This window comes from Bacillus altitudinis 41KF2b, assembly GCF_000691145.1.
GTDB lineage: Bacteria > Bacillota > Bacilli > Bacillales > Bacillaceae > Bacillus > Bacillus altitudinis.
In genome coordinates, this window is the sequence record NZ_ASJC01000011.1 from 1 (window position 1) to 24,352 (window position 24,352).

Here is a 24,352-nt window from a genome sequence, read left to right on the forward strand (position 1 = left end):
GTTCATTGACGATATTTCCTCCGTAATCAAGTGCTTTTTCATACCACGGACGGTTGGCTAGCGCTTCTTGTTCCTTTGCAATCTTGCGGGCTTCTTCTTGATCCTTTTTGATTTTTAGATATTCAGAAGTTTGCTTCTCAATATCGCTTTTTGCCTTGTAGATTTCGCTATTTTGATACGATTTCTTGTCAAAATTCATAGGCGAAATGGATTTTCCGTCATTTGTCGCATTGATCATTTCTGCGTACAATGCCATTGTAGCCTTCTCCTCAGTCTCTGACAAAGCATATTCATCTTTTAGATTTTGATCAAGTTCTATTAAATCTTTAACCGTTTTCTTGCGTTCATCTTCCGCATCTGCAATCTTTTCGTCAAAGGTTTTACTATCAAATACCTCCAGAGAAATGAGGTCATCAATATTCTATTAAATCTTTTACCGTTTTCTTCCGTTCATCTTCCGCATCTGCAATCTTTTCGTCAAAGGTTTTACTATCAAATACCTCCAGAGAAATGAGGTCATCAATATCTTGAAAAATCGTTTTGAGTGCCTTTTGTTGATCCTTTACAATGCTTTTGGCGTTTTTGATGCCCATATGTACAGCGTTGTCTAAAAAGTGTTCTTCTACAAAGGTATCGCCGCCAAAGTTTGTATCATCAAGCGTTCCAGAAACACCTTCATGAAAGGCTTTTTGCTTATCAATAAAGCTGATGAACATGTCCACATTTCCTGCGAGTTCTTTATAGAAGCTTTTAATGTTATCGGCACCTTTTCCAGTGAAGTCGTCACCTAGATTCGCCACGCCCTGTAGCGCTTTTTTTAAATCAACCATTTCTTCACGGAGTGCCTGATAGTGTTTCGCCCTTGCATCCATGGCACTGGTTAGTGCTTTTGCATCAAGTATCTTACCCAGAAAAAGCCACTCCCTCCATTATTGATCATAAAGTCTATTTTACCTTTCTCACCGAATTGGAAAAATAGGCTTTAAGTTGCAAAAAATGCAGTCTGTATATTTTTATACAGCAGAAAACAAGTGACAATTGAAATGATTTTACCTATTCAACAAAAAAAGTCAGTCTCCCTAATTGGAAGACCGACTACCTGCTATTTAGAAAAAGCGTTTAAGGCTTTTCTTGAGTGGAGGGATATCCAGCTCACCTTTTTCAAAGAATTTTTTCAATAAATATTTACTAAAGCCTGCTGCTTGTGTGTAAGTGATTTTACCAGGTAACGGTGGTTCATTGGTCACCGCAACATCAATGATCACAGGTTTATCAGATTGAAGTGCTTGATCAAAGGCTGGAGCTAGTTCTTCATGTGATGACACCGAGATTCCTTTACCACCGCATGCTTCTGCAAATTTTGCAAAATCAATATCTTCCAGCTCTATACCATAGTTGATGTTGCCTTTTACCTGTTGTTCATATTCAATCATACCAAGGTTGTTGTTGTTTAAGATCACAACGACAATTGGCAGTTTATATTTTACTGCCGTCACAAAATCTTGCATCACCATTGTGAAGCCTCCGTCACCACAGACAGCAATAGCTTGGCGGTTTGGTTCGTTTAATTTAGCTGATATTGCGCCAGGTAAACCACAGCCCATTGTGGCAAGCCAGCTGGAAATAATGAAATCCTGCTGCTTCATTTCGAAATGACGTGCCATCCATACCGTCACATTACCGACATCAACTGAAAGTATGGCATCATCATCTACCGCTTCTTCTAATCTAGCGATGACTTGCTGCGGTTTAAGCGGTGATGTGGCAATAGATTTTTCCTTATCCATTTCTTCTCGCCACTTCATCATATGCTCTGTGCAAGCTTCAAGGAAACCGCGCTGCTCTTTATATTCAATATAAGAGGTTAGTTCATGAAGACCAGTCTTACTATCACTTACAATCCCCACTTCTACTGGATATCTTTTACCGATCTGATCCGGTTTGATATCCAATTGAATGGCAGGTGTGTCTTCCGGTAAGTAATCCCTATATGGGAAGGAGGTTCCAAGCATGATTAATAAATCGCACTCTTCCATCGCTTCATATGCAGGCTTCGTCCCGATCTGACCTAGGTTCCCTAAAAAGTATGGATGCCTGTCTGGAACAACACCTTTTGCAGGAAGTGTAATGACGATTGGTGCAGCTGCCTTTTCTGCAAACGAAAGAAGTTCTTCTTTAGCATTTCTTAATCCTTTTCCTGCTAAGATGACTGGCTTCTTCGCATTGTTAATGAGTTGAGCAGCCTTTAGCAGTTGATCTTTCTTCGGCCGCACATCTCCCTCTACATAAAGAGGTGATGTATAAATGGGACTCCGCTTAATTTTCTGAGAAAATAAATCATCTGAGACAGTGAGAACCGCCACCCCTTTATGGGTATAAGCAGCTTTGATGGCTTGATTCAATAAGTCAGGCAGAGCTTCTGCTGTTTGTACTTGCTGATTAAAGACAGCAACATCGTCAAACATCCGCTCTAATTTGATTTCTTGAAATGCATCTCTGCCTACTTCAGTTGAGGCAACCTGCCCTGCTATCGCTAATACAGGTGCACCGTCCGCTTTTGCATCGTATAGTCCATTTAATAAGTGGACAGCACCTGGCCCAGCAATTGATAAACAAACACCAAGTTTGCCTGTTAGTTTCGCATCAGCTGCTGCTGAAAGTGCTGCCACTTCTTCATGTCTTGTTTGTATAAATTGAATTTTGCTTGATTCATGCCTTAGTTCTTCGATTAATTCGTTAATACTGTCGCCGGGCATTCCATAAATATGTTTCACGCCCCACTCTTCCAGTAGCGCTGTTACTTCTTTTCCTGCGGTTCTTTGCGGCATGTGAGAAAACTCCTTTTTTCTTACTCCATACCACCGCACCCTTTTGATCAAACGTTTCAACTTGCTCTTGCTACTTTTTAAAGTGATATGGAAGAGTGGCGACAACAATATCCCGTTTCCATAATAAACGGAATCTTAATAAGAAAGCAGATTGATTATGCAAAATGGTGTGCCATCTTTTTTTCGGAATAAATTGAGGAACGAGCACCATCACTCTATATTGATGTGCATTTGCTTTCGCTTCAATCGTTTCAAGAAATTTATCAAGCGGGTGAATGAGACTTCGATAAGACGAATGTAAAATCACCAGACGCACATCACTATTCAGCTTTTCCCAATCAGCTTCAATTTTCTTGTCTTTCTCTTTATCAAACGATACATGAACCGCTATGACCTGGTCTGATAAGGATTTTGCATATTGCACAGATTGTTCGACGACACGTGTGACACCTGCTATTGGGACGATGACCACATTTCCTTTGATTTCGACAGGCTCGGTTTCATTCAATAAACGTAATTGTTCTCCAACAGACAGATAATGTTTCTTAATAGAATAAAAAATAAATAGAACAATTGGCATGAAAACAAATACTGGCCATACAAGATGGAACTTGGTCAAAATGAGAATCATGAAAACCGTAAATGAAATAAGTGCTCCTACGATATTGATAGGCATTTTCACTTTCCACCCCTGTGGTTTTTCACGAATCCACTTTACACACATACCTGTCTGAGACAAGGTAAATGGAATAAACACACCGACAGCATAAAGTGGAATGAGGTGTTCCGTTTTCCCATCAAATAGCCAAATGAGCAGCATAGAAGCTACACCTAAAAAGATAATACCATTGGAATAACCGAGCCGATCTCCTCTCACTGTAAACATGCGCGGCATATATTTATCTTTTGCTAAGTTGACAGCCAATAATGGAAAAGCTGAAAAGCCTGTGTTTGCCGCTAATATTAAAATTAAAGCTGTGACAGCTTGAATGACATAGTAGAAAAATGTCCGTCCAAATGTGTCTGATGCAATCTGTGACACAACCGTTTCTTCTGGCTTTGGGGAGATGCCAAAACCAAACGCAAGCAATGTCACTCCTACAAATAGAACGGCCAGTAATCCCCCCATCATCAATAAAGTTCTCGCTGCATTTTGTGCAGCTGGTTTTTTAAAGGATGGAATTGTATTAGAAATCGCTTCAACACCAGTTAAAGCAGAACAGCCAGACGAAAATGCCTTTAATAAAAGAAATAACGTGATGCCTGATACATGTGTGCCAAATGCTGTATGTTCAGGTGCTGGCGGCACTTGCCCAGTTAATAGTTTAAACCCGCCCACCCCAATTAAAATGAGCAATGAAAAGACAAATAGGTACACAGGATAAGCCAAAATAGATGCAGACTCTGTCAGTCCACGAAGGTTTAACACCATAATCACTAGGACTAATACGATTGAGATCATGACATGATATGGATATAGAGCTGGAAAAGCCGATGTAATCGCATCGGTCCCAGCAGAAATGCTCACTGCTACGGTTAAAATGTAATCGACGAGTAATGATCCACCAGCAACCAGCCCTGGTTTTTCACCTAAGTTTCTGCTGGAGACGACATACGCCCCGCCGCCTTCTGGATAAGCATAAATAATCTGGCGGTAAGATAGAATTAACGCCATTAAAAGAATTAATACACAACCTGCAATCGGGAGTGAGTACCAAAACGCTGCCGCACTAACAACTGATAGAACAATTAAGATTTGTTCTGTACCGTATGCGACTGACGACAATGCGTCTGATGACAATAACGCCAAAGCTTTGATTTTTGATAGTTTTTGTTCTCCTGCTGCCTGTGATTTTAATGGTTTACCAATTAAAATACGCTTCATCAAACTGTACATGTGATGCCCGCTCCTTTAGTGTCAAACGATTTGAGTTACAAAATTTGGATCGCCAAAAAGACACAGAGGCAATAGAATGCCCCTGTGCCTATTGTTTAGATCACAGGTTGGTCTTTGCTCTCTTTAACGCTTACGAGGTTAGCTGACGGATTCGGGCGCATGAGATTTTGCCCTACCTTAAAAGGATTCACCCCACGTGGTGTTTTATACCACCACAATTGGTTCCCCCGCTCATCGAAATGATTCAGCGATTGGTCTTTTATAAAAGAGATCATACTCCCGTTTGACACCAAAGTAAAGAGATTTTTTCAAGGTCTTTTGATCGTTTAGAACTCAGTGTTTTTACGGTTTTTTCGTACGAAATAGACAATCATCACAAGCACAAAAAGGATGAGTGCAGCGATACACACAAAGTAAATCCAAGCCTCGCTGCTGCTTTGTTTTTCATTTGTTTTCAGACTGTTCGATGTGCTGCTGACGGATTGATGATTAGAAAACACGCCTTTGTTTTTACTCTCTATTGCAACTGTTGCTTTTTCTGTATTAGTTTGAAGAAATTGCATGACTGCATTTGACACGTTAGCTTCAGTTGCAGTCATTCCTGAAAAGACTGTCATTGTCTGTTCTTTATTCCAAACAGATGGCTGCGTCCATACAATTCGAGCCGTTGTTTCGTTGATCATGCCGAAAGAAGATACATCATACTGATCCTTTTTCACCGGAACAACGAGATCGGCTGCGTTTTCTTTCAGAAGAGAGAATGTTTGAATGCCTCCGATGAAAATGAGAGGGTGATTTTTCAATTGTTCATTTGTCACTTGAGAAGCTTTTATTAAATGATATTGAGCTACTTCTGGCTGACTAAAAGATTCCGTCAGCATGGCCATTTGATTGATTGTTTCACGCTTGATTTGATCTGGTATGATGATCAATGTATTTTTTGAAGTGAACGGGAGCGGCCATGCGGCTAAATCTGGCTTTTCACTCGTTGTTCCTTCTGGTATTTGTAAAGTGCTATTTTTGTCAATGAATATCCAGCCTTCTTCATCTGTATGTCTGCAGGATTCCATGTTTTTAAAACCACTTGTGACAAATTGCAAATCAATATATTCATTTTTTTGAAGTATCTTTGAATCTACTGGAATCGAGACATGATAGAATCCATTCGCATCTTTGTTGCCTAGTTTTGTTAATGGTACGTCGTGCGGTTCGTCATTGATCATAACAGTTAACCGTTCTGTTTTGCTTGCTGCTGTATCAGATTTTTTGAATGAAAGATTGAGCTTTGCACCTGATTTTTGGTTAGCCAGTAGCGCTTTCGGATAATAGTAGTGGTCGGATGCCGTCTTGTTGGTCCCAACCGTGACATCATCTCCGCCAAAATCTTTCAAACGAATCTTGTGAGATGGTTTAGACGTTTGAGTTGCAGCCTTTTGAAGCAGCAGGTCTGTTCCAGTCAGTTGATCCGTTAATTCTGACTGAGTCAGAACATTGATTTTTTCAGCGATTGTCACAGGCTTTTCCGCTGTCACCAATAAAATGGGCTGTTCTGTTTTCTTTGCTGTCAAAGTTCTCATCGCTAACGTAAGATGACTGCTTTTCGTTTTAGTTCCTGCACCTTGTTCAATCGTTTTCATCCGTCCATCCCAGCTTCCTTTAGCTCCCACAGCAATCGTTGGGTGAGCCACTTGCTTGATGTCCTTTTCTTGGATAAGTTTGATCTCTTTTTGGCGATCTTTGTTTTTCAACGTACGGTATACTTTGATGGCTGCTTCTAATTCAGCTGCATCCGGTGAATTAGGAATGACAATGTCTGTCTGTTCTTTCTGATCACCTGTTTGAATAAAAGGTGATGGAAAGCTATCTAATGTGAAATCTTTCGTCTTGATTCCTTTGAATGTAAGTTCACTTTCAGGATACACTTTTAGCCAATTGGCAGGTGTCTCTTGGTTGATACACACGCCTTCTTTTAAAACACCATAAAATGTGACCTGAATGCGGTGAGTACCTTTTTTCAATTGTGCTTTATTCAACTTGATTTGAATCGACTTCTTCTGGTTTTCCCCTGATACAGGGATGGTCTTTTCGATCTCTCCATCAATCATAACAGTGAATGAGGAAGGTGAAATCAATAATGGTGAAGCCTCTATATTGAACGTCAATGTGCTTGACTCTGTTTTTTCCTGATCCACTTGATAGGTAAATTCAGTGCGGTCTTCTTGTCCATATAAGGTCACTACATCTTCTGATAGATGCTGCGTTTTTGTTTTGCTTTCTTTTGAAGGTTGAACCCAATCATCTTTGACTTGAACTCGGTTGGATTGCGCCATTGCTTGACCTGCCATGAAAAAAGGCTGGATCGCTAAGGATAATCCTAATATATAAATTAACCACTTTAACGATTTCAATATGTCACCCGCTTTTCTTTTGTTGTTGATTGTAACGCTCGGTTTTGTACCATTTCACTTCTTGTTTCAATAATCGGCTTTTCACCTCTACACATAAGGAGTACACAACAAGCGCAATCCATACTTGGGAATAGGTAAAGTACATGAGAACGACAATGAGAATGTTTTGTTTGGTCAGCTCTGTTTTCTCTATGCTTAACGTAATCATCACTTCTGTTAAAAAGAGGAAGAAGGCTAACCCCCATAGGATGAGTGCCACAGCTCCAACAGATAAGTGAAGATCAACGAATAAGTTTACGATAAAAATGCCGTTGGAGAGCAGTACACCAAAGAAAAATAAGAAATACGTAAAGAAAAAATAAAATAAATCGAAAATCATTCGTTTTCGTTTTAATTTCATAAACTGTCTTAAAAATTTGAGCACAACATATTGGTTGCCTCTAGCCCAGCGTGTTCGTTGCCGCCACCAGACTTTCCATGTTTCAGGCTCTTGTTCCCATGTAATCGCTGCAGGAAAGAACCGAATCACATAGCCCAGGTTATACACACGAATCGTTAATTCAGTGTCTTCAGCTAGTGCATGGACATCCCAGCCGCCAAGCTCTTCTAAAATGTGCCTGCGGATCGCAAAGTTGGTGCCTGGTATTGTCGCAATGCCAAACCATTTCCATCTCCCGCCTTGCGCCATCCACTGGAAGCAAATGGTTTCAATATTAATGAATTTGGTCAGGAGGTTTTTGGCTGCATTAATGACCCTGAATTTCCCGACAACAGCACCTGCTTTAGGATCATTCAATAATCCAAGAACCAAATGGTAGACGGCTTTCTTTTCAGGCATATTATCTGCATCGTATACACAAATAACGTCTCCTGTCGAAGCCTTTAAGCCCTCATTCAGTGCAGTAGATTTCCCCTTCCCTGCAAATGGCGGCTTTGTTTCAATCATATGAACATGATCGTATTGCTCACTAAATGATTGCACAATCTCCCCTGTATGATCAGTGGAATTGTCATTAATCACAATGATTTCAAGAAGGTGTTTGGGATAGGATAACTGGACCATGGCTTTTAGCGTCTGACGAATGACCAATTCTTCATTATGTGCTGGAATGAGAATGCTGACGGTCGGCAGATCTTTCCCTTGTTTCGTCCATTTAGGCAGTACTTTTTCGTAAGTTAAATAGTGCTGAAAGCCTCCCTGCATCAGAAACATATGATATAGGAGCATGATCCAAATCAGTATTAATGATAGGTAAAATAAGATATCAGCCACCTGATTTTCTCTCCTTAAAGATCCGTTTTTTCATCGTCAGCCTTAAATACAATGTGTAAAAAGCAAATGCCACAATAAAGAGCAGCACCACCATTGTGAGTATTCGAAGCATATTTTCCATCCCGCTTCGTTTGTTTGTTTTTGGTCCGGCTATATTGGATTGCTCTATTTGAATATGTCCATTTCCTGTTGTTTTGATCTGGACATTCTGAGTTTGAACAATCTGTTTTGTTTTCTTTAAATCTAGCCATTCACTAGAAGGGATCCCATCCATTTGTGTGATTACATCTTGCAGCCCATCTATCCCCGCTTCCACATCATAGGACAGCCCAATGGCGGCGGATTGGATATGCTGCATGGATTGAATTGTTTGCTCAGTCAGTATGTTTGCACCTTCTTGGTCAGACGCTGTATCTATAGACTGTTCAGGATATAAAGTCATGCCATGAAGCATGGCGGGTGTCGACAAAAACGGTGATGCACTTCTTGTTTTCCATGTACGGTCTGAGAGCTGCACCTGTCCAAATAGACTGGACACATGGCGGGAAATCACTTCATAGCCTTGCAGGGAAATGGCGTCATTTGGCACTTCAAATGCAAGTGGATATAACCCCTGCTGCGTGAGCAGTTCAATGCCTTTTGTCAGCTTTTCTTCTGTATAGATGGCTTCTTGATGTTGATTGGATGTGATATACGCATTAAAATCTTTTTCATTTGGAAAAAAGCTTTTGTTCAGCTGCTGATCAGCTTTCTCTGGTTCATTTGACGTAACGGGCTGATCGTACTTGACATCCCAAAATTCAAAGCCTTTCCCCGACTCATCCGCTCGATACGTACGGCTAAACCCATGAAGAACGACACTAGCTCCATTGCTTTGCAATTGTGTTAACACGTGGACAAGTTTAGGCCGGTCACTGAGCGTCACTTCATCCCCTGTTGCTGGATCAATCCATATAGGGGTCACCGCCAGCAGAAAAGGGATATGGCGAGCTGTTACGTATCGTCCAAGTTCAAGTAACTTCTTCTCATCCGTGACGGGGTTAATCTCCCCAATTTGTAAGTACTTTGTCGTCGTTTGATTAGAAGCCGGCAGGAGACTTTCCATCACCTCTGCAAGCAGCTTGTCGTGCTGAAGGATATTTAGCATTCCGATATATGCCGCACCTTCTTTTGTTTGAATCACAAATGGCTGCTCAGCTTGATTTTTCTTCAATAAGAATGTACGTTGCAGATCTGTCCCTTGAACCGTCTGAGCTGTGATTCCTCTCTCTAGCTGACGGTATTCTTGATCATCAGTATCTTTGATTTGACTGATGTGATCTTGTTTGTGAAAAGTAAGCTTGGAGAATGGGCGAAGCTGTTCCGCATTGTGTCCTATTGCAATTAAGCGTTTTGATTCGTTTATGAGACGTACGGTTTGTGCTTTCAACGTTTTCTTTTCTTCACCTATATAGATAACTTGCTGAAAGTCATTGAGGTTCTTTTCAGTGATTTGTTCATCAGATAAAATGGTCGTTCGTGTGGAAAAATGCCCCACAAGTACATCAAGCATATGAACAGTTGGCGTTGCCTCACCTGATTGTGTGGAATAGACGATGAGGGTCCTGGACTCTTTCTCAAGTGCACCGGCTGATGTACTGTCTTTGATCGAAAGCATAGAGAAAAGAACGAATAACAAACAACATTTCGTCAAAACATTAAAGTTCATTCATCATCATCTCGTTTTCTAGTTCTTCTAAAAATTGCTCTGGTGTCCGATAGTCCGAGCTGCTTGTTAAATGACAGACATGAAAAGTTAAGGTCACTTCACGACCATTTAGCAGGACATGCGTTTGCAGTTTGTCCTTTAGCTTTTCAAGAACGATCGAGACGTTTTCTGCAGGTGTGTGAGTGAGCAGCAGCCCGATTCGTTCTTCGGATAATCGAAATTTCTTATCCGTTTCTCTCACACTTTCGCGTATCTTCATACTGAGTTGCTGGAAAAGATGCTGCATTTCTTTTTCTCCATATAATGTTTTGAATTCAGCTGAGTAGTGCATATGAAGAAGGATAAAGACGAATGGCTGTTTGTATCGTTCTGCTCGTTTCATTTCCTCAGATAACTCGAGCCTCATCCGCTCTGCATTGTCAAATCCTGTGGTTGAGTCAATCGCTACAAATTGTTTGATGGCCCTCTTTTGTTGGTCAATGGTGTAACGCATCGTTTTTATTCGCTCATGCACGTTTCCAGCAGAAATAGCAAAAAAGAGAAGCGCCACGCCCCATATCACGACATCTTGCAACGTTTGATTAGAAAAGAGTGAATTTGTGTGACCAAGCTCTGTAAAGAACATCCCGCTTCCTATAAAGAACAAAATCAACAAAGTAAAAACCAATGCTGGCAAAATACCAAATAAAATGCCGCATCCTATCACGACAAATGTGAGTGTGATGATCATGACACTCTCCGCATCACGTCCATTCAAGTAGCCCATAAATAAAATGAGTCCCGCAAACGTGAGGAGCAACGTATAATACGTGCGATAGGTGTTACTGAATAACCTTTTCATTTAGAAGCTCCCTTTCTGCAATTAGAGGCAATAAATTATCAAATGAGTGTGTATCTTTTTCGTTCATATAGCCTCCGTAATAAGGCTTGAGAGGATCTTGGATTTGCAGCTCTTTCATTCGGTGATAGACGTCTTTTGCAAAATCATCTTCTCCTTGTTTGAGTGCATATAAGATCACCAGTGCATAGACTGAAGGCGATTCATACGTCACTGCTGGCTGTAATGTGCTCAGTTTATATCGTCCATACAGTTTTCCTTCCTTTTGGAAGTTGGTTTTCAGCCATTTCATGATGACTGATGTATCAACCTGTGCACGTTCGGCATAAAGAGCCGTATAAAGCTGGTCGATCAAGTTGATTTCCTGATCAAATGAGTAGACTTTCTTCGCTATGTCATAGGATTTTGGAAAAAATCCTTTTTGTCTCGGTGCATTTTTTAGAATGGCCAATTGGCTGTTCATCATTTGTTCTGTGAATAGGTGGAGGGATACTAGTTCTTTGATTGCTTTTGGGTCAATATATGAAAGTGTGATTGTATGTGAAGTTTGCTTTGTCGATGCATCATAATAGTCGGTCAACATACCCTTGAACATGTTTTTGTCTTTTAACGCTTTTGCGATTTTTTTGGCTGTGGTTTGATACACTGACTTCTGCCACAATTGATCTGCTTTTTGAAGTGCTGTTACTACACGTAAGTCATCAACTAAAGCATTGACTTTGCTTTTTTGATGAGATTCGATTTGCCAGCTAAGAAGATCATGTTCCAGTAAGAATTGAGTGCGCAGGACGTCTACCTGTTGATCAAAAGATGTTTGATCTTTTTTTCTAACAAGATAATCCATCCAAAGTCCGAGCGATTCCGATAAGTAAGTAGGCTGCTCCGCAAGCGAGGTGCGAATCATGCCTTGATCTGTCATTAAGTGGTGAGTCATAAAGTACTCTCCTGACAATACTGGCTTTGCAGGTTCTGGTTGAGCTGAATGTTGCTGCTGTTTCCAGGTACATCCGCCTAGTAGAATGACAATGAGTATAGCGATAGCTGTACGATATATGGGTGTATCCATTCGTGTCCCCTTTCAATCCTTGTTCTCTCTAAGCATCTAACGATTTATTATAGAGCGTTTCTGTTTAAATGAAAATAAATATTTTATACCAAATTACGAGTCTTTTCGCTTACATATTCCCATTTACAGAAAAACAACATGTCAAAATACTCTAAAAAACAAAAAACCCATGCGAATTCACATGGGTTTTTACACAACTATTGATCTAATTTTAGTTTCTTCAATTGTTCTGCAAGTGCGTTATTGATTGGTTCTTCCACTTTCTTTTGTTTCTTCATATATTTGGACACATCGTGCTTACTGGCTCGTTTTTGATTGGATTGTGATTTGCGTTTTTCGAAAACAGACAGTTTCTCTCTATGACCACAAACACAGGCAAATATTTTACCATCGCCTTCTCCGCGCAGCTCAAGCTTTTTATGACAGTTCGGGCAGCGTGCATTTGTTTTCTTTGCCACATTTTTTCGATGTCCGCATTCTCTATCCTGACAAACAAGCATGGTGCCGTTTTTCCCGTTCACTTTTAACATGAGTTTTCCGCAGCCAGGGCAATGTGTGCCTGTCATGTTGTCATGCTTAAAGGTTTGGTTCGTTTGTTTGATTTCAGATACGGCTTGTTTTGCATATGACTTCATTTCACTCATGAATTGAGAAGCTTTCAATTGGCCTTTCGCAATTTTAGAAAGCTTTTGTTCCCATTCCGCTGTTAACGCAGGTGACTTTAAATCTTCAGGTACTAAAGAAAGAAGCTGCTTCCCTTTCGATGTGATGAAGATGTCTTTGCCTTTTTTCTCAATTAAGAAGCTGTTAAACAGTTTCTCAATGATATCAGCTCGAGTTGCCACTGTCCCCAATCCACCCGTTTCGCCAAGGGTTTTCACTAAGTCTTTTTCCTTGTTCTCCATAAATGCAGACGGGTTCTCCATGGCAGATAAAAGGGTCGCTTCGTTAAAACGAGCAGGAGGTTTCGTTTCGCCTTTTGTCTCTTTTAATTGGCGTACGTCAAGTGACTGCCCCACTGTTAATGCCGGCAAGTGCTGATCTGCTTCAGCTGATTCCTCGTCTTCATAGGAATCATCGTACACGGCTTTCCAGCCGGCTGATTGCACAATTTTTCCTTTCGCTGTGAATGTCTCACTGCCGATCTTGGCGATCACTGTTGTTTCCTCATATTCAAAAGGAGTCATCAGTACAGCGAGGAATCGTTTGGCAATGAGGTCATATAATTTACGCTCTTTATCACTTAATGCACCTGGATACAGCTCTTCCTCGGTTGGAATGATCGCATGGTGATCTGACACTTTGGCATCGTTGACAAAACCTTTATGTGCTTTAATGCCTGATTGTAAAATACGATTCACATGCTGCGCGTAAGGTCTAACGTTCATTCCTTTGATTCGATCTTTTAATGTGGGAACGATATCTGCCGAAATAAAACGTGAATCTGTACGCGGGTACGTCACAAGCTTATGCTGTTCATACAGACGCTGAAGTGTAGACAGTGTTTCTTTTGCTGAAAAACCGTAGCGTTTATGGGCATCGCGCTGCAATTCTGTCAGGTCATACAATCCTGGAGCAAAGGATTTTTTCGCTGTTTTTTTCAGCGCATCAATCACTGCAGGTTTTCCTTTACAGGCTGCCAAGCGCTCCTTCACTACATCCTCTTGGAATGTACGGTTTTGTTTTGTCTTTGCATCCTGCCAAGTCAGCGTCAGTCCGTCTACTTGTGCCGTCAGCCCAAAGAACGGCTTCGGCTGGAATTGCTGAATGTCTTCCTCTCGCTTGGCGATCATAGCAATCGTTGGCGTTTGCACACGTCCACAGGATAACTGCGCATTGAACTTCGTTGTCAGCGCTCTTGTTGCGTTGATCCCTACAATCCAGTCGGCCTCTGCACGGGCCACCGCCGAGCGATACAGGTTATCATACTCTCTGCCGTCTTTTAATCGTTTGAACCCTTCTTGAATGGCTTTGTCTGTAACAGACGAAATCCATAGACGTTTTAGAGGCTTTTTCACATGTGCTTTTTCAAGAATCCACCTTGCCACAAGCTCCCCTTCACGTCCAGCATCTGTTGCGATGACAATGTCTTTCACATCTTTTCTCGCCAGCTGCGCTTTAACCGCTTGAAACTGTTTCCCTGTCTTTTTCATCACGACAAGCTTGAGTGGTTCTGGAATAATTGGTAAATCCTCTAGACGCCAGGATTGAAATTCTTTCCCGTAGCCTTCTGGATCAGCCAGTGTCACCAAGTGGCCCAGTGCCCACGTGACAATGTATTGATCTCCTTCTAAGAAGCCATTTCCTTTTTTATGACACTTCAGCACACGTGCAAGGTCACGTCCTACCGAAGGTTTCTCTGCTAATACAACTGTTTTTGACACTAGATTTCACATCTCTTTCTTCTATCCATCCTTTTATTATAGCAGACGTGGAGATGTGGTTCTAATGACTGAACATAAATGAGAAATAGAGCTGAAATACTAGTGTAAAGACAACACACTTGAAATAGAGACATATCTACACTGAAACGTATTCAGAAAGTACCACGAAATAAGAACTTGTAGTGCCGCATAGGCACCACCCCGTCAAATTTCCGTTCCATCATATGTTTTCCAGTCATACAAAAAACCCCTCTGTATTCAAAAGGCGTTAGAAAAAAGAATTTAGCATTTATGACCTAGCTCATTTCATGATATCGATTAATCTTTAAAATCCATCACAGCTGCAATTCTCCCATTTTTTAAAAATAACATGAACATATTTTGAATTTTTCGTAGATTTCAGCATGTCCAGACGATCTTTCGTTTATATTAGAAGATGAGAAACTAGCTTTTATACAGGAGGATTTGTATATGCATACAAGTATCAGCCGTCTGAGACAGGCGGGTTTTATTGAGGGTATGTCTCTTTTAACCCTTCTTTTAATTGCCATGCCTCTAAAATATTTTGCGGATATTCCGATGGCGGTCACCATTGTGGGCTCTCTTCATGGCGCATTGTTTGTAATCTATATGCTCATTTTGGCATATGTGACCTTTAAAGTTCGCTGGCATTTGAAATGGTCCATCGCCGGATTCTTTGCGGCATTCATTCCTTTCGGCAACTTCGCCTATGATAAGGTGCTTCGCCAGTATGATACAAAAGCTTAATCAAAAGGGCTAAAACGAAATTCGTTTTAGCCCTTTTTTTCACGCTGGGGAACGCTTTTTTAAATCGATGCATATTTCACAATGGCTGCTTGACGCGTCATGTCGTGATACGCCACCCATAATTCATCACCAGGCAAGACGCTAGTGATTGGATCGATTGGCTGCTTCACTTCATACATGATGCCATCTCTCTCAACCTGAATGATCGCTAACGGCTGGTTGCCGATGACACCGGAAAATGAGACATGGGTCACTTTTGCACTTCCTTGTTTCTCTTGCATAAGACTGATTTCTTTATCCAGCTCTTCTTGTTTTGTCTGCATCGTGATTTGAGTTCCTGGCGCGACCTCCATATGGTCAGGGATGAATTGACTGACCGTTTTTGTGATGGATTGATCTCCGCTAGAAACCGTCACATCCAGCATAATAGGCTTCTGATCATGAATTGTGACTGGATATTGTTTCACCCGCTGGATAGTTCCTGTTAATGTCACGTCTTTCCCCGCACGATTCCGCACTTCATGCCCATAGGCTGCCATTTTCAACTGACCGCTGATGTCAACGAGATCGGCTTTTTCTCCTGTTCTAAACTCAAAACCAGCGGCTTGAATCATCGGAATGGTATACCTTTTCTGATCTGCTTCAAATGTAAGCGATAAGACGGTGCCTCGTCCTACGGTTCCATATGATTCTATGTTTCTTAAAATAGCGCCTTTGATGAACTTTGGCTCGCTCGGCTGCGAGAAGTCACCCTCTTTTAAGAGCATCGCTTTTTTCTTTTTCGGATTGTAGAGAATGGCGATACGCTGACCCGGTTGCGGTATCTGAGTATAGGATACAACCGTTTTAACCGCCTTCTCGATATTTTCCCCATCATATTGAAATTGAAGCTGCATGTTGACCAGCGGCTGTTCATTGATGTAGGTACCCGTTTCTTTGACAGATACAATATTGGCTTCTAATGTGACACTGTCTTTTATCTTGTTCTTTCTCACCAGTCTCAAAATCGGCGGCAGGAAGATCGCTAGCACAAATAACAGCAGTGGGATAAAGAGCCATATCGCCCAGTTGAGAATGAGTGGTCCGCCCTTCATGACATATTGTATAAAGGTGTCAACAGACGTTTGGTGGGCTGGACTGGCATTTTCGATTGAGATGACCTTTTGCAAAGGAAATTCCTTTAGCTGTTTGCTTTTCGCCTCAAATGCCCCTGTTAATTGGTTGCCAAGTGAATAATAGAGCCAATTGCTCTTCACATTTTTATGAAAAGAGAGATCTTCTTTTTGTAAAGATTCATATGACAACGACTGAAAAAGCTTGCTGGCAGACGTCGCCTTATTCGTGCGATGATTATAAATATAACCAGTCAGCTTGCCTTTTGCTTCGTCCTTTGCTGTAGAGCCTGCAAGAAGAACTTCTTCTTCATTCAGCTGGTAGATAAAGGTTTGGTAAATCGGTTTTGGTGTTGGGACGACTTCCCCAAGCCTTCCCTCTGCATCCACTTTCCTTGGTCTTTTTGGATAGGTGGATTCGACAGCGACAGCAACGTTTTGTGATGATCCGATCGTTTTTTGCAGCTGCTGCACGACTTTATCTTCAATGAGGCTAAACGGTTCAGCACTTTTGGAGACATAGACCCCAAGCTGATGCTTCTCGTTTGAGATTCCGCTGACATACGCCTTCTGGTCATTTTTCAAAGTCAATTCAAACATGGGGAATGGGGTCTGCCCTCTAAAAGAATTCATGACGACATCGATGGAAACAGGTCTTGCTGGCAGCTTCAGCTCGTTGAGATTGTGCACATGAAACTGACCATTCTTTAGCTCACCGAGGACCGCAGCAGCGCCTTCCTTTTCTCCTGTAAACAAGAGTCGTCCATTCCATTGATATGTATTCGTTTTTAAAAATGAGGGAATCTGTAATCTTTGCTTAACGAGTTCTTTCTTTGCTCCGCTAGGAGACAGTTTCTCGATCAACAGCTGCTCGTCTTTATTTTTTAAAGCAAGTAAGAGATGGTTCCCTTGAATAGATGGCAGCATTTCATTAAACGTATCGCTTTCCGTGGTCCATTCACTGATTCTTTTTCCTGATTGAGGATCATACATTGCAAAATGGAGCTGCTGGTTTTTTGATACAGCACTCACTACTCGTTTTCCTTCATCGAATGTAAACATTCGTTTGACGTCATACTCTGTTACTTTCCCTGTGGATAAATCATCTTGATAATGGTTCCACACCAAAACACTAAGAATGATCGCTGGAATAAAGAAGACAATATACCTGAGGAAAATCACTGGTATTCTTTTCACTTGATCGCTTCCTTTCATGGAGTTCCTTTTTCTTATACGTCAGTGCAGCGAGAATGTTTCATGCTAGAAGAATACCATTCCAACTTTCTAAATCCATATTTTACATATTTGATTGTTTACGATAAAATCCAATCAGATTCAAAAAAAGGATGTTATCTCAATGGATAAGCTATCATCGATCATTCTAGCGGCTTGGCTGCGTGTTCCCCGTTGGTTCAAGCAAGGGGTGCTCGTATCTATGACCATTTTCTTTTTTTATATGTGCTTTGTAAAGGGGCTGACTAGCTGGTACACCTTGCCGCCTGTCACTTTGCTCGCATGCGCCATATGTTCCTTCTTCATCTGGATGGTGTGGCTAAACAGTCAAAAAAACAAGTAAAAAGGAGAATTTCATGAAAGAATCCATCTTTTATTTTGCTATCTCTTTTGTTCTTCAATGGGTTTGGTTTGGGGTTGTGCATCCAGATAGAGGCGTGACACTGCTGGACATGTTGACCTTCTCTATTTTGTTTACGGTGATGTTCTTTTTTATTGGCCGGATTTGGAGGTATCAGAAGAAAGGGCGAAGGGAGTGATGATGAAGCATTTCCTCTTTCTGTCGATGAGCAGTTCTATTGTGAGCGGAGAATCCTGTTAAAGGGGATGTCATGCGGATGGTGTCCGCTTTTTTTCTTCCTTTTTCCTATTTTATTGTTTAAAACGTAAAAAGGCTGCCAAATAGATGGCAGCCCGTTTCTTACTCTTTTCATGCAAATAAATAATCAATGTTTAATCTCCGTCACGGAGTGTATGAATTAAGATTCGATCATATCAGTGTGTCATATGTGTTCCGAGTGAACCTACGTTTGAAAGTAAACGCCATGGAAGTTCTGGATAACAAGACAACGAAAGCCCTACCTCTCATTCGTCCTTACGGCTCCGAAGCCGTGCCAGTGTGAATTGTAAATCAAAACGTCTTTTTTCCATTCTTCCGCTTTTATAGGGGGGCGGTTGCAGAAGGAAAAGAATAAGTTTGTTCGCTTTGACAGCGTCTCGTTCTTATCAAGTAGAAGCTCTATTGCTTCTCATTATGTCATAGAAAAAAGAAAGTTTACTTTCTTTATTTATTTGCTATTTCAACACTTAATACAGAACTATAACACGTTCCCCCAACTTACGCAAGTGTTAAAGTGATAATTCTGCTGGTGTCCGGTTTCCTTCGTTCATATAACGAATGGAGGTTGGGTCAATCTTAAGGATCACTAGGTTTGGATCATCTTTTCCTTTAAACCATTTCTCCATCTCATCAGACCAAAGGCGGTCGATCAGTTCTGGATCATCAGTTAATGTGGCTTTACCTGCGATTTCTGCATATGTGTCCCCAAATCCTTCACCTGAATAACCAATGAGAATATGAACATTCGGATTTTTTTCAATCTCATCAGCTTTATGTGTTTCTTTGCTTGTTGGTGTATATAATGTCAGTCCTTCATGGAAAAAAGTCATATAGCGGGTATGCGGCTTATCTTGTTCAACAGTCGCCAATGTTCCGACTTTTTGTTCGTCTAATAAATTCATTACCTTTTGTTTTAACTCTTCTTGTGACATGTATCTTCACTCCTTCAAAATGTCATCCGTACTCTTAGGTTTCCACGACAACCCATTCATTAAACAAAGAAATGTGTTTTTCATAAAAAGACATCTTCTAGCTGATGCTATAAAAAACGGATACATTGAAAGGGGAAATTGAATATGCATCATGAAACGATGTTCCATTTGAGTTCACTTGTTATTGCAGCGGTTGTTGTGGGCATTATCATATGGTCTGTCTCATCTGTACAGAAGAATCGGAAGAAATACTAAACATACCGCCCAATCAAATCTGGGCGGCGTGCTATTGATCATGTATTCATAAAGGAACCGCCGTTGACGTGAAGTGTCTGTCCCGTCATATAAGACGATTCGTCCGAAGCAAGCAGTACATAGCAGCCTACATGCTCCACAGGCTGTCCTGGTCTTCCCATTGGTGTCTCGGCCCCGAAGCTTTCGACACTGTCTTCATCAAATGTAGATGGAATGAGCGGCGTCCAAATTGGACCGGGTGCTACACCGTTTACCCGAATTCCATCTTTCACAAGCGACTGTGCCATAGAACGAGTAAAGCCGTTGATGGCCCCTTTTGTCGCCGTATAATCAATGAGCACTTTGTTGCCTCGATACGGGTTAATAGATGTTGTATTAATAATGGAACTTCCCGGTTTTAAGTAATCGAGTGCCTTCTTCGTAAAATAAAAATAAGAATAGAAATTGGTTCTAAAGGTTTGGTGAAGCTGTTCACTAGAAATATCTTGAATACGTTCTTTCGGATGCTGTTCGGCCGCATTATTGACTAAGATGTCCAGCTGTCCAAAGGCTTCAACTGTCTTTTCTACCGCTTTCTCGCAAAAGGCTTCGTCCCCGACATCCCCTGCAATTGTTAAACATTTGACGCCTTCCTGTTCTACACGTTTTTGCGTATCCTCTGCATCCTCATGTTCATTTAAGTATACGATCGCGACATGAGCTCCTTCTTTGGCATACGCAACAGAAACGGCACGTCCAATTCCGCTGTCTCCACCTGTAATCAGCGCTACTTTTCCTTTTAGCTTACCAGACCCTTTATACGATTCATCCTCATAGATCGGCGCAGGATTCATTTCTCTTTCACTGCCTGGCTGCTGATCCTGCGTTTGGCGCGGAATGCCATTTGTTAAGTATTCACGTAAATCCATGTGTAAGCTCCTCCTTGATTTGTTGATGTATCCTTTCATTACCACTTCATTTTTTCACTCAAACATCCCTATGCGTCATCGATGCGTTTTGAAAACTGACAGGTTTCAGGATGAGAAAAATCGGTTACATAAACATAAAAAAGGAGCGTTCTCACATGCTGTCAACCATTTCTAAAACCTTTAGCAGACCAAAAGGCTGGCTCGGAAGCATCGCAGGTTTTATTATGGCAAATGAAAATAAGGCACTGAATCAATGGGCGATCCAGCATTTAGATTTATCAGATGGTGAAAACATATTGGAAATAGGCTATGGCCCCGGCTATAGCATCAAACATATGCTCAAGCATTTTGACGATCTTCACATTGATGGACTAGATGCTTCTTCAACTATGAAGGAACAGGCGCATTCGCGTATAAAGAAACGATCCAAAGAGAAGCAGGTCCGGCTGTATGTCGGGAAAATTGAAAAAACGCGCCTGCCGGCAGATCAGTATGACAAAGTACTTTCTGTTAACAATTATACGATTTGGGATGACCCAAAGGCTGGCGCACTCAACCTTTATCACACCTTGAAGCCGGGTGGAACACTCGTCATTGTGATGCAACCAAGAGAAAAAGGAGCGGACGCCAATCGAACAAAAGAAATGAGCGAAAGCATCCTCAATGATTTAAAATTTGCTGGATTTGATCAGTTTTCTGTTGAATATGAGGAGATTCGTCCCACCCTCGCTGTCTGTGTCACAGCAAAAAAGCCGAGAAGCGAATAAGCTCTCGGCTTTTTTCTTACCATTTTGCCTCTTTGACAAATTGATAAAAAAGTTGATGTAATTTCTGTTCAATCTCTTCTTTTGTTCCTTGTCCATAAAGTGCCATGCTTTCTTCGCTTTCAATGATGGATGAACTGATCAGGCTAAACATTTCAGACCCTTCTTTGCCAAGCTCTAGCGGCGCCAGCATGAGGAGCATTCTGGACATAAGCTGCTGCCCGCCATCCATGCTTTTGATCTCGTATGCCTCATCAAGATCATAGATATGAAAGACCGGTTTCTTAATGAGATCATGCTTTAAGTGAAAAAGAGCAAACTCGGTTCCTGGAATGCCTAAACCACCTTGCTGCTCACGCTCAAGTAAACCGGCTGTCACTTCGTCTGCACGTTCTAAATAGCCTTGACTTTCAACCTGACGCATCAGCTCTCTCATTGTTGACTCATGCTGCTCTGTCGTCTTCTTTTTTTCGATTGTAAAATGGGACAAGATGCTGCGAATCACTGACATATAATTCGTGATTTGCTCTGCCATTCCTATCATATCAACCGTTTCCTCCACCGATTCTTTTGCAGATTCCTGCGCTCTTTTTTTCTCAATCAGATAAGGAATTTTTCGTTTAATATGAGACTTGACCCGTACTGCGTCATCCTCGTTTAAGAGCGGGCTGACCATAATGTAATCAATGTGCTCATAGGGGATCGGCACGGTTGATACGATCATGTCATAGCTTGCAGCGTCGATTTCCTTTAGCTCCATTAAAGAAGATAGATCGAATTTGGCGATCTCAGGCAATTCTTTTTTTAATCGTGATGCGAGCATTTTTGACGAACCGATACCGCTTGAGCAAACGACCAATGCATGAATCTTGGTCTCTTCTTTTTTAATTTCAAGCACCGAACCAAAGTGAAGCACGATAAAGGCAATTTCATCCTCAGGAAATTCGATCTCAGGAAAGAAGCGCTCCACACCTTCTTCAATCGCCATGAACAGCAAGAAGTAGTCTTTTTTTATTTGTTGTGTGAGCGGATTATAAATCCGCATCTTTTCTTTTAATCGGTTCATAGCTGGTTCAAGATGAGACACGAGTCCCTCATACAATGAATCGTTTTCATTTAAATGGTAGCCTGTTTTATGAGAAATAAAGTCAATGAGTTTTTTCGTTCTCAGCGCGATATCTAACTCAATCTCATCAATGCGGTATTCTGCCGTAAAGCTTCGATTTGCACTGCGCAAATGGATGGTCATGTATCCAACTTCAGCTTCAGGAATCTCTACATTAAACATGCGTTCTAATGCTCGTGCGATTCTAAGTGAAGATTCAAATTCCTTCGTCCGCTTTAATTCAAGCAATTCATCCTCTTCCATCCGAATGGTTTCACCGATTTGAATGCGTTCAATGGCATAGGTTAAGTGAACGACAAGTGCAATATAGGCACTATCTGACAACGAGAGAGAGAGTCTGTTTTTCAAATGAAAGAGAAGCCTTTCTACCTTGAGCAACTGTCCTCGACTGACTACCCCAAATACCTTTTCAGTCGCTTTCGTTCGATGTTTAATATTCATCTCAATCGTTTCGAGAAATAATTGAATGTCGAGACGGTCAACGATCAGGTTCCCGACAATTTTTCGTTTGGCTTCCTCCGGTCCTTTTAATTCAATACCGTACCCACGCTTGCGGATAAGCAGTAAACCGTAAGGAGCGATCCAGTCCGTCAGTTCATCTAAGTCGTAACTGATGGTCGCATTTGTGACCTGCAAGTCGGCTGCAAGTGTATATAATTTCACCGGTTCTTTTGCTTCAAGTAGGGCACACAGGATTAAGAGCTTCCGTTCATCAGAACTATATTCAATTTGGTCTTCATTTGAAATATGAGACAGAAGCCGCTGTTTGTCTTCCTGTTCACCGACCGCCTTCAAGCCCTTCCCCGGCTGTTTATCAAGTGATAGGTTGTAATTCTTTAAAATAGGTTTAATGGATTTAAGTTCTCTATGAATGGTTCTTGTACTTACTTGAACAGAATCGGCGATCTCACGAATGGTGACATAACGATTTTGCTGAATCATATATTTGATCACTTTCTGTTCTCGTGCCGTTATGTACATGAAATGCCTCCTTCTGCTTAAATAGGTCTATTGTCACACTTTAATATAAAACGCTTTCACTGATCGATGCAACCTGAAGTTGATCTAAATTTGGCACACAGGCTGTGACAAAATGAAAGACTCAAACGTTTCTCCAAAAGGAAGGTCCATAATCCTTTTGATGAAATTGAATCGTTTGTTCATGAAATGGCAGTGTGCCCCCGACCTTTAATGAATAGGTAGGGTTATAGACGGGAGAGCCAAAGCAATACTCCATCGTCCCTTCCTCCGGCCGAAACATGACGCTTCGCATCGTCCCAAACAGCTCTTCATAATTGTGCACAGTCAGACCAGCAGGGTATTCTGCCTGAAATAGTTCCGTAAGAGACTCGCTTGACGGCTGTTCTTCTAAAGCTTGAGTTAACATGTCGTACCTGACAACAGAATGATGTTTCGTCAACCCTTTTGCCGTGTGATCAGCAAGCGGATGGTTCGTAGCCGCAATAAATCCACGCTCCGGCCTTCTCACCTTTTTTTGCCCATCAATCATTTCAATCACAGCCGCCTCTCCCTTCCGGTCGGCAAGCATGAGGTGAACATTAGACGCGACGGGCATTTCCTGTACCAAACGGACGGCATCCTCCACCGTTTTACAGGACTCTAGCACAGCACGAATGACATGATATACTTGCAAGCCAGCAACAGCCGGCGGCTTTAAGCCTGGTTCGTTGCCAATAGGCGGACCACATGCAGAAAATGTCACCGATAGACCATGTTCATTCATCCCATCTGATCGACCAAATAAGATTAATGATGAGCCTGTATGGACTGCTGAGCCCTTCACATGTGTAGATACAAGACGCATATCATCAAACAGCGGAGAAAAATCATAGTTGCGCAGCATCACCGTCTGTTGATTGGCAGCCTCATTCCCCTGCATCACACAATGGGAACAGCCTGGCTGAAGATGCGAAGAATAGAAAAAGGTCAAATCGCTTTCATCTATTTGCATAGCATCACAAAATCCCGAGAGCTCTTCTTCTAACTGAGGAAGAAACGGTCGAATTAGCTGCTTTGTTTCCTTCACAGCCTCTTTTGATAACGGTTCTGATTGAATGTATTGTTTCTTAAGCAAAGGGCGTTCCTTCAGCCAAATAGCCTGCTGCTTTCCTACCTCATAAGCTGTTCCTTTCAATTCATGAAAATACGCACTCATCTCCTGCATGCATCCACCTCTTTTGTCTTAGTTTCTTTTATCATATCGAAACAGCCC

Annotated in this window: 17 protein-coding genes, 2 pseudogenes and 1 riboswitch; of the genes and pseudogenes, 4 read left to right on the plus strand and 15 right to left on the minus strand. The window is 41.5% G+C overall.

Translation table 11 applies throughout. From position 1 onward, the window contains the following. The 10 genes and pseudogenes from BA79_RS19960 to BA79_RS15565 form a co-directional block, all read right to left on the minus strand. Positions 1–421 (minus strand): annotated as a pseudogene (locus BA79_RS19960) (T7SS effector LXG polymorphic toxin); the annotation flags it as partial. 1 nt (position 422) lies between these two features. Then, positions 423–872 (minus strand): annotated as a pseudogene (locus BA79_RS15525) (T7SS effector LXG polymorphic toxin); the annotation flags it as partial. 234 nt (positions 873–1,106) lie between these two features. Continuing rightward, the gene (locus tag BA79_RS15530; protein ID WP_035703791.1) at positions 1,107–2,828 is read right to left on the minus strand and encodes a pyruvate oxidase; all 1,722 of its coding nucleotides are present in this window, start codon (positions 2,826–2,828) and stop codon (positions 1,107–1,109) included. A 70-nt stretch (positions 2,829–2,898) separates the two neighbouring features. Beyond that, complete coding sequence (locus BA79_RS15535) at positions 2,899–4,725, minus strand: APC family permease (protein WP_035703793.1); 1,827 nt, start codon at positions 4,723–4,725, stop codon at positions 2,899–2,901. 112 nt (positions 4,726–4,837) lie between these two features. Further along, positions 4,838–4,985, minus strand: a riboswitch (cyclic di-AMP (ydaO/yuaA leader). A gap of 66 nt (positions 4,986–5,051) precedes the next feature. Continuing rightward, positions 5,052–7,133: a cellulose biosynthesis cyclic di-GMP-binding regulatory protein BcsB gene (locus BA79_RS15540; RefSeq protein WP_035703794.1), complete on the minus strand. Its 2,082-nt coding sequence runs from the start codon at positions 7,131–7,133 to the stop codon at positions 5,052–5,054. 4 nt (positions 7,134–7,137) lie between these two features. Then, positions 7,138–8,361, minus strand: coding sequence for a glycosyltransferase family 2 protein (locus BA79_RS15545; protein ID WP_411801799.1), 1,224 nt, complete (start codon positions 8,359–8,361; stop codon positions 7,138–7,140). A 37-nt stretch (positions 8,362–8,398) separates the two neighbouring features. After that, positions 8,399–10,114 (minus strand): DUF2334 domain-containing protein, encoded by a 1,716-nt coding sequence (locus BA79_RS15550; RefSeq protein WP_035703797.1) that lies wholly within the window; start codon positions 10,112–10,114, stop codon positions 8,399–8,401. Continuing rightward, the gene (locus BA79_RS15555; RefSeq protein WP_035703799.1) at positions 10,104–10,955 is read right to left on the minus strand and encodes a GGDEF domain-containing protein; all 852 of its coding nucleotides are present in this window, start codon (positions 10,953–10,955) and stop codon (positions 10,104–10,106) included. The genes BA79_RS15550 and BA79_RS15555 overlap by 11 nt, the downstream gene beginning before the upstream one ends. Continuing rightward, positions 10,936–12,018 (minus strand): glycosyl hydrolase family 8, encoded by a 1,083-nt coding sequence (locus BA79_RS15560; RefSeq protein WP_035703805.1) that lies wholly within the window; start codon positions 12,016–12,018, stop codon positions 10,936–10,938. The genes BA79_RS15555 and BA79_RS15560 overlap by 20 nt, the downstream gene beginning before the upstream one ends. Before the next feature lie 197 nt (positions 12,019–12,215). Next, a complete protein-coding gene (locus tag BA79_RS15565; RefSeq protein WP_035703807.1) occupies positions 12,216–14,402 on the minus strand; it encodes a DNA topoisomerase III in 2,187 nt (728 codons plus the stop codon). A 471-nt stretch (positions 14,403–14,873) separates the two neighbouring features. On the opposite strand from BA79_RS15565, the gene BA79_RS15570 reads away from it, so the two are divergent. Next, positions 14,874–15,170, plus strand: a complete 297-nt coding sequence (locus BA79_RS15570; RefSeq protein WP_008347156.1) for a DUF3817 domain-containing protein — start codon at positions 14,874–14,876, stop codon at positions 15,168–15,170. Between the two features lie 59 nt (positions 15,171–15,229). On the opposite strand, the gene BA79_RS15575 is transcribed toward BA79_RS15570, so the two are convergent. Next, positions 15,230–17,479 carry a hypothetical protein gene (locus tag BA79_RS15575; protein WP_248596548.1) on the minus strand — a complete coding sequence of 750 codons (2,250 nt, stop codon included), beginning with the start codon at positions 17,477–17,479 and terminating at the stop codon, positions 15,230–15,232. Between the two features lie 160 nt (positions 17,480–17,639). Between BA79_RS15575 and BA79_RS15580 the strand changes: the two genes are divergently transcribed. Together BA79_RS15580 and BA79_RS15585 are read left to right on the plus strand one after the other, a co-directional pair. Beyond that, the gene (locus BA79_RS15580; RefSeq protein ID WP_035703812.1) at positions 17,640–17,858 is read left to right on the plus strand and encodes a hypothetical protein; all 219 of its coding nucleotides are present in this window, start codon (positions 17,640–17,642) and stop codon (positions 17,856–17,858) included. Positions 17,859–17,871: 13 nt separating this feature from the next. Continuing rightward, positions 17,872–18,054 (plus strand): hypothetical protein, encoded by a 183-nt coding sequence (locus tag BA79_RS15585; RefSeq protein ID WP_025206773.1) that lies wholly within the window; start codon positions 17,872–17,874, stop codon positions 18,052–18,054. Positions 18,055–18,643: 589 nt separating this feature from the next. On the opposite strand, the gene BA79_RS15595 is transcribed toward BA79_RS15585, so the two are convergent. Together BA79_RS15595 and BA79_RS15600 are read right to left on the minus strand one after the other, a co-directional pair. Beyond that, positions 18,644–19,066, minus strand: coding sequence for a pyridoxamine 5'-phosphate oxidase family protein (locus BA79_RS15595; RefSeq protein ID WP_008347166.1), 423 nt, complete (start codon positions 19,064–19,066; stop codon positions 18,644–18,646). 293 nt (positions 19,067–19,359) lie between these two features. After that, on the minus strand, positions 19,360–20,229 hold the full coding sequence (locus BA79_RS15600) for an SDR family oxidoreductase (RefSeq protein ID WP_024720227.1): 870 nt from the start codon (positions 20,227–20,229) through the stop codon (positions 19,360–19,362). A 155-nt stretch (positions 20,230–20,384) separates the two neighbouring features. Here BA79_RS15600 and BA79_RS15605 point away from each other — a divergent pair, with 155 nt between their 5' ends. After that, the gene (locus BA79_RS15605) at positions 20,385–20,996 is read left to right on the plus strand and encodes a class I SAM-dependent methyltransferase (protein WP_035703815.1); all 612 of its coding nucleotides are present in this window, start codon (positions 20,385–20,387) and stop codon (positions 20,994–20,996) included. A 16-nt stretch (positions 20,997–21,012) separates the two neighbouring features. Here the strand turns inward: BA79_RS15605 and BA79_RS15610 are convergent, their stop codons facing one another. Further along, complete coding sequence (locus tag BA79_RS15610; protein WP_035703817.1) at positions 21,013–23,100, minus strand: BglG family transcription antiterminator; 2,088 nt, start codon at positions 23,098–23,100, stop codon at positions 21,013–21,015. Positions 23,101–23,221: 121 nt separating this feature from the next. Beyond that, complete coding sequence (locus BA79_RS15615) at positions 23,222–24,304, minus strand: C45 family autoproteolytic acyltransferase/hydrolase (RefSeq protein WP_035703819.1); 1,083 nt, start codon at positions 24,302–24,304, stop codon at positions 23,222–23,224. Positions 24,305–24,352 lie beyond the last annotated feature (48 nt).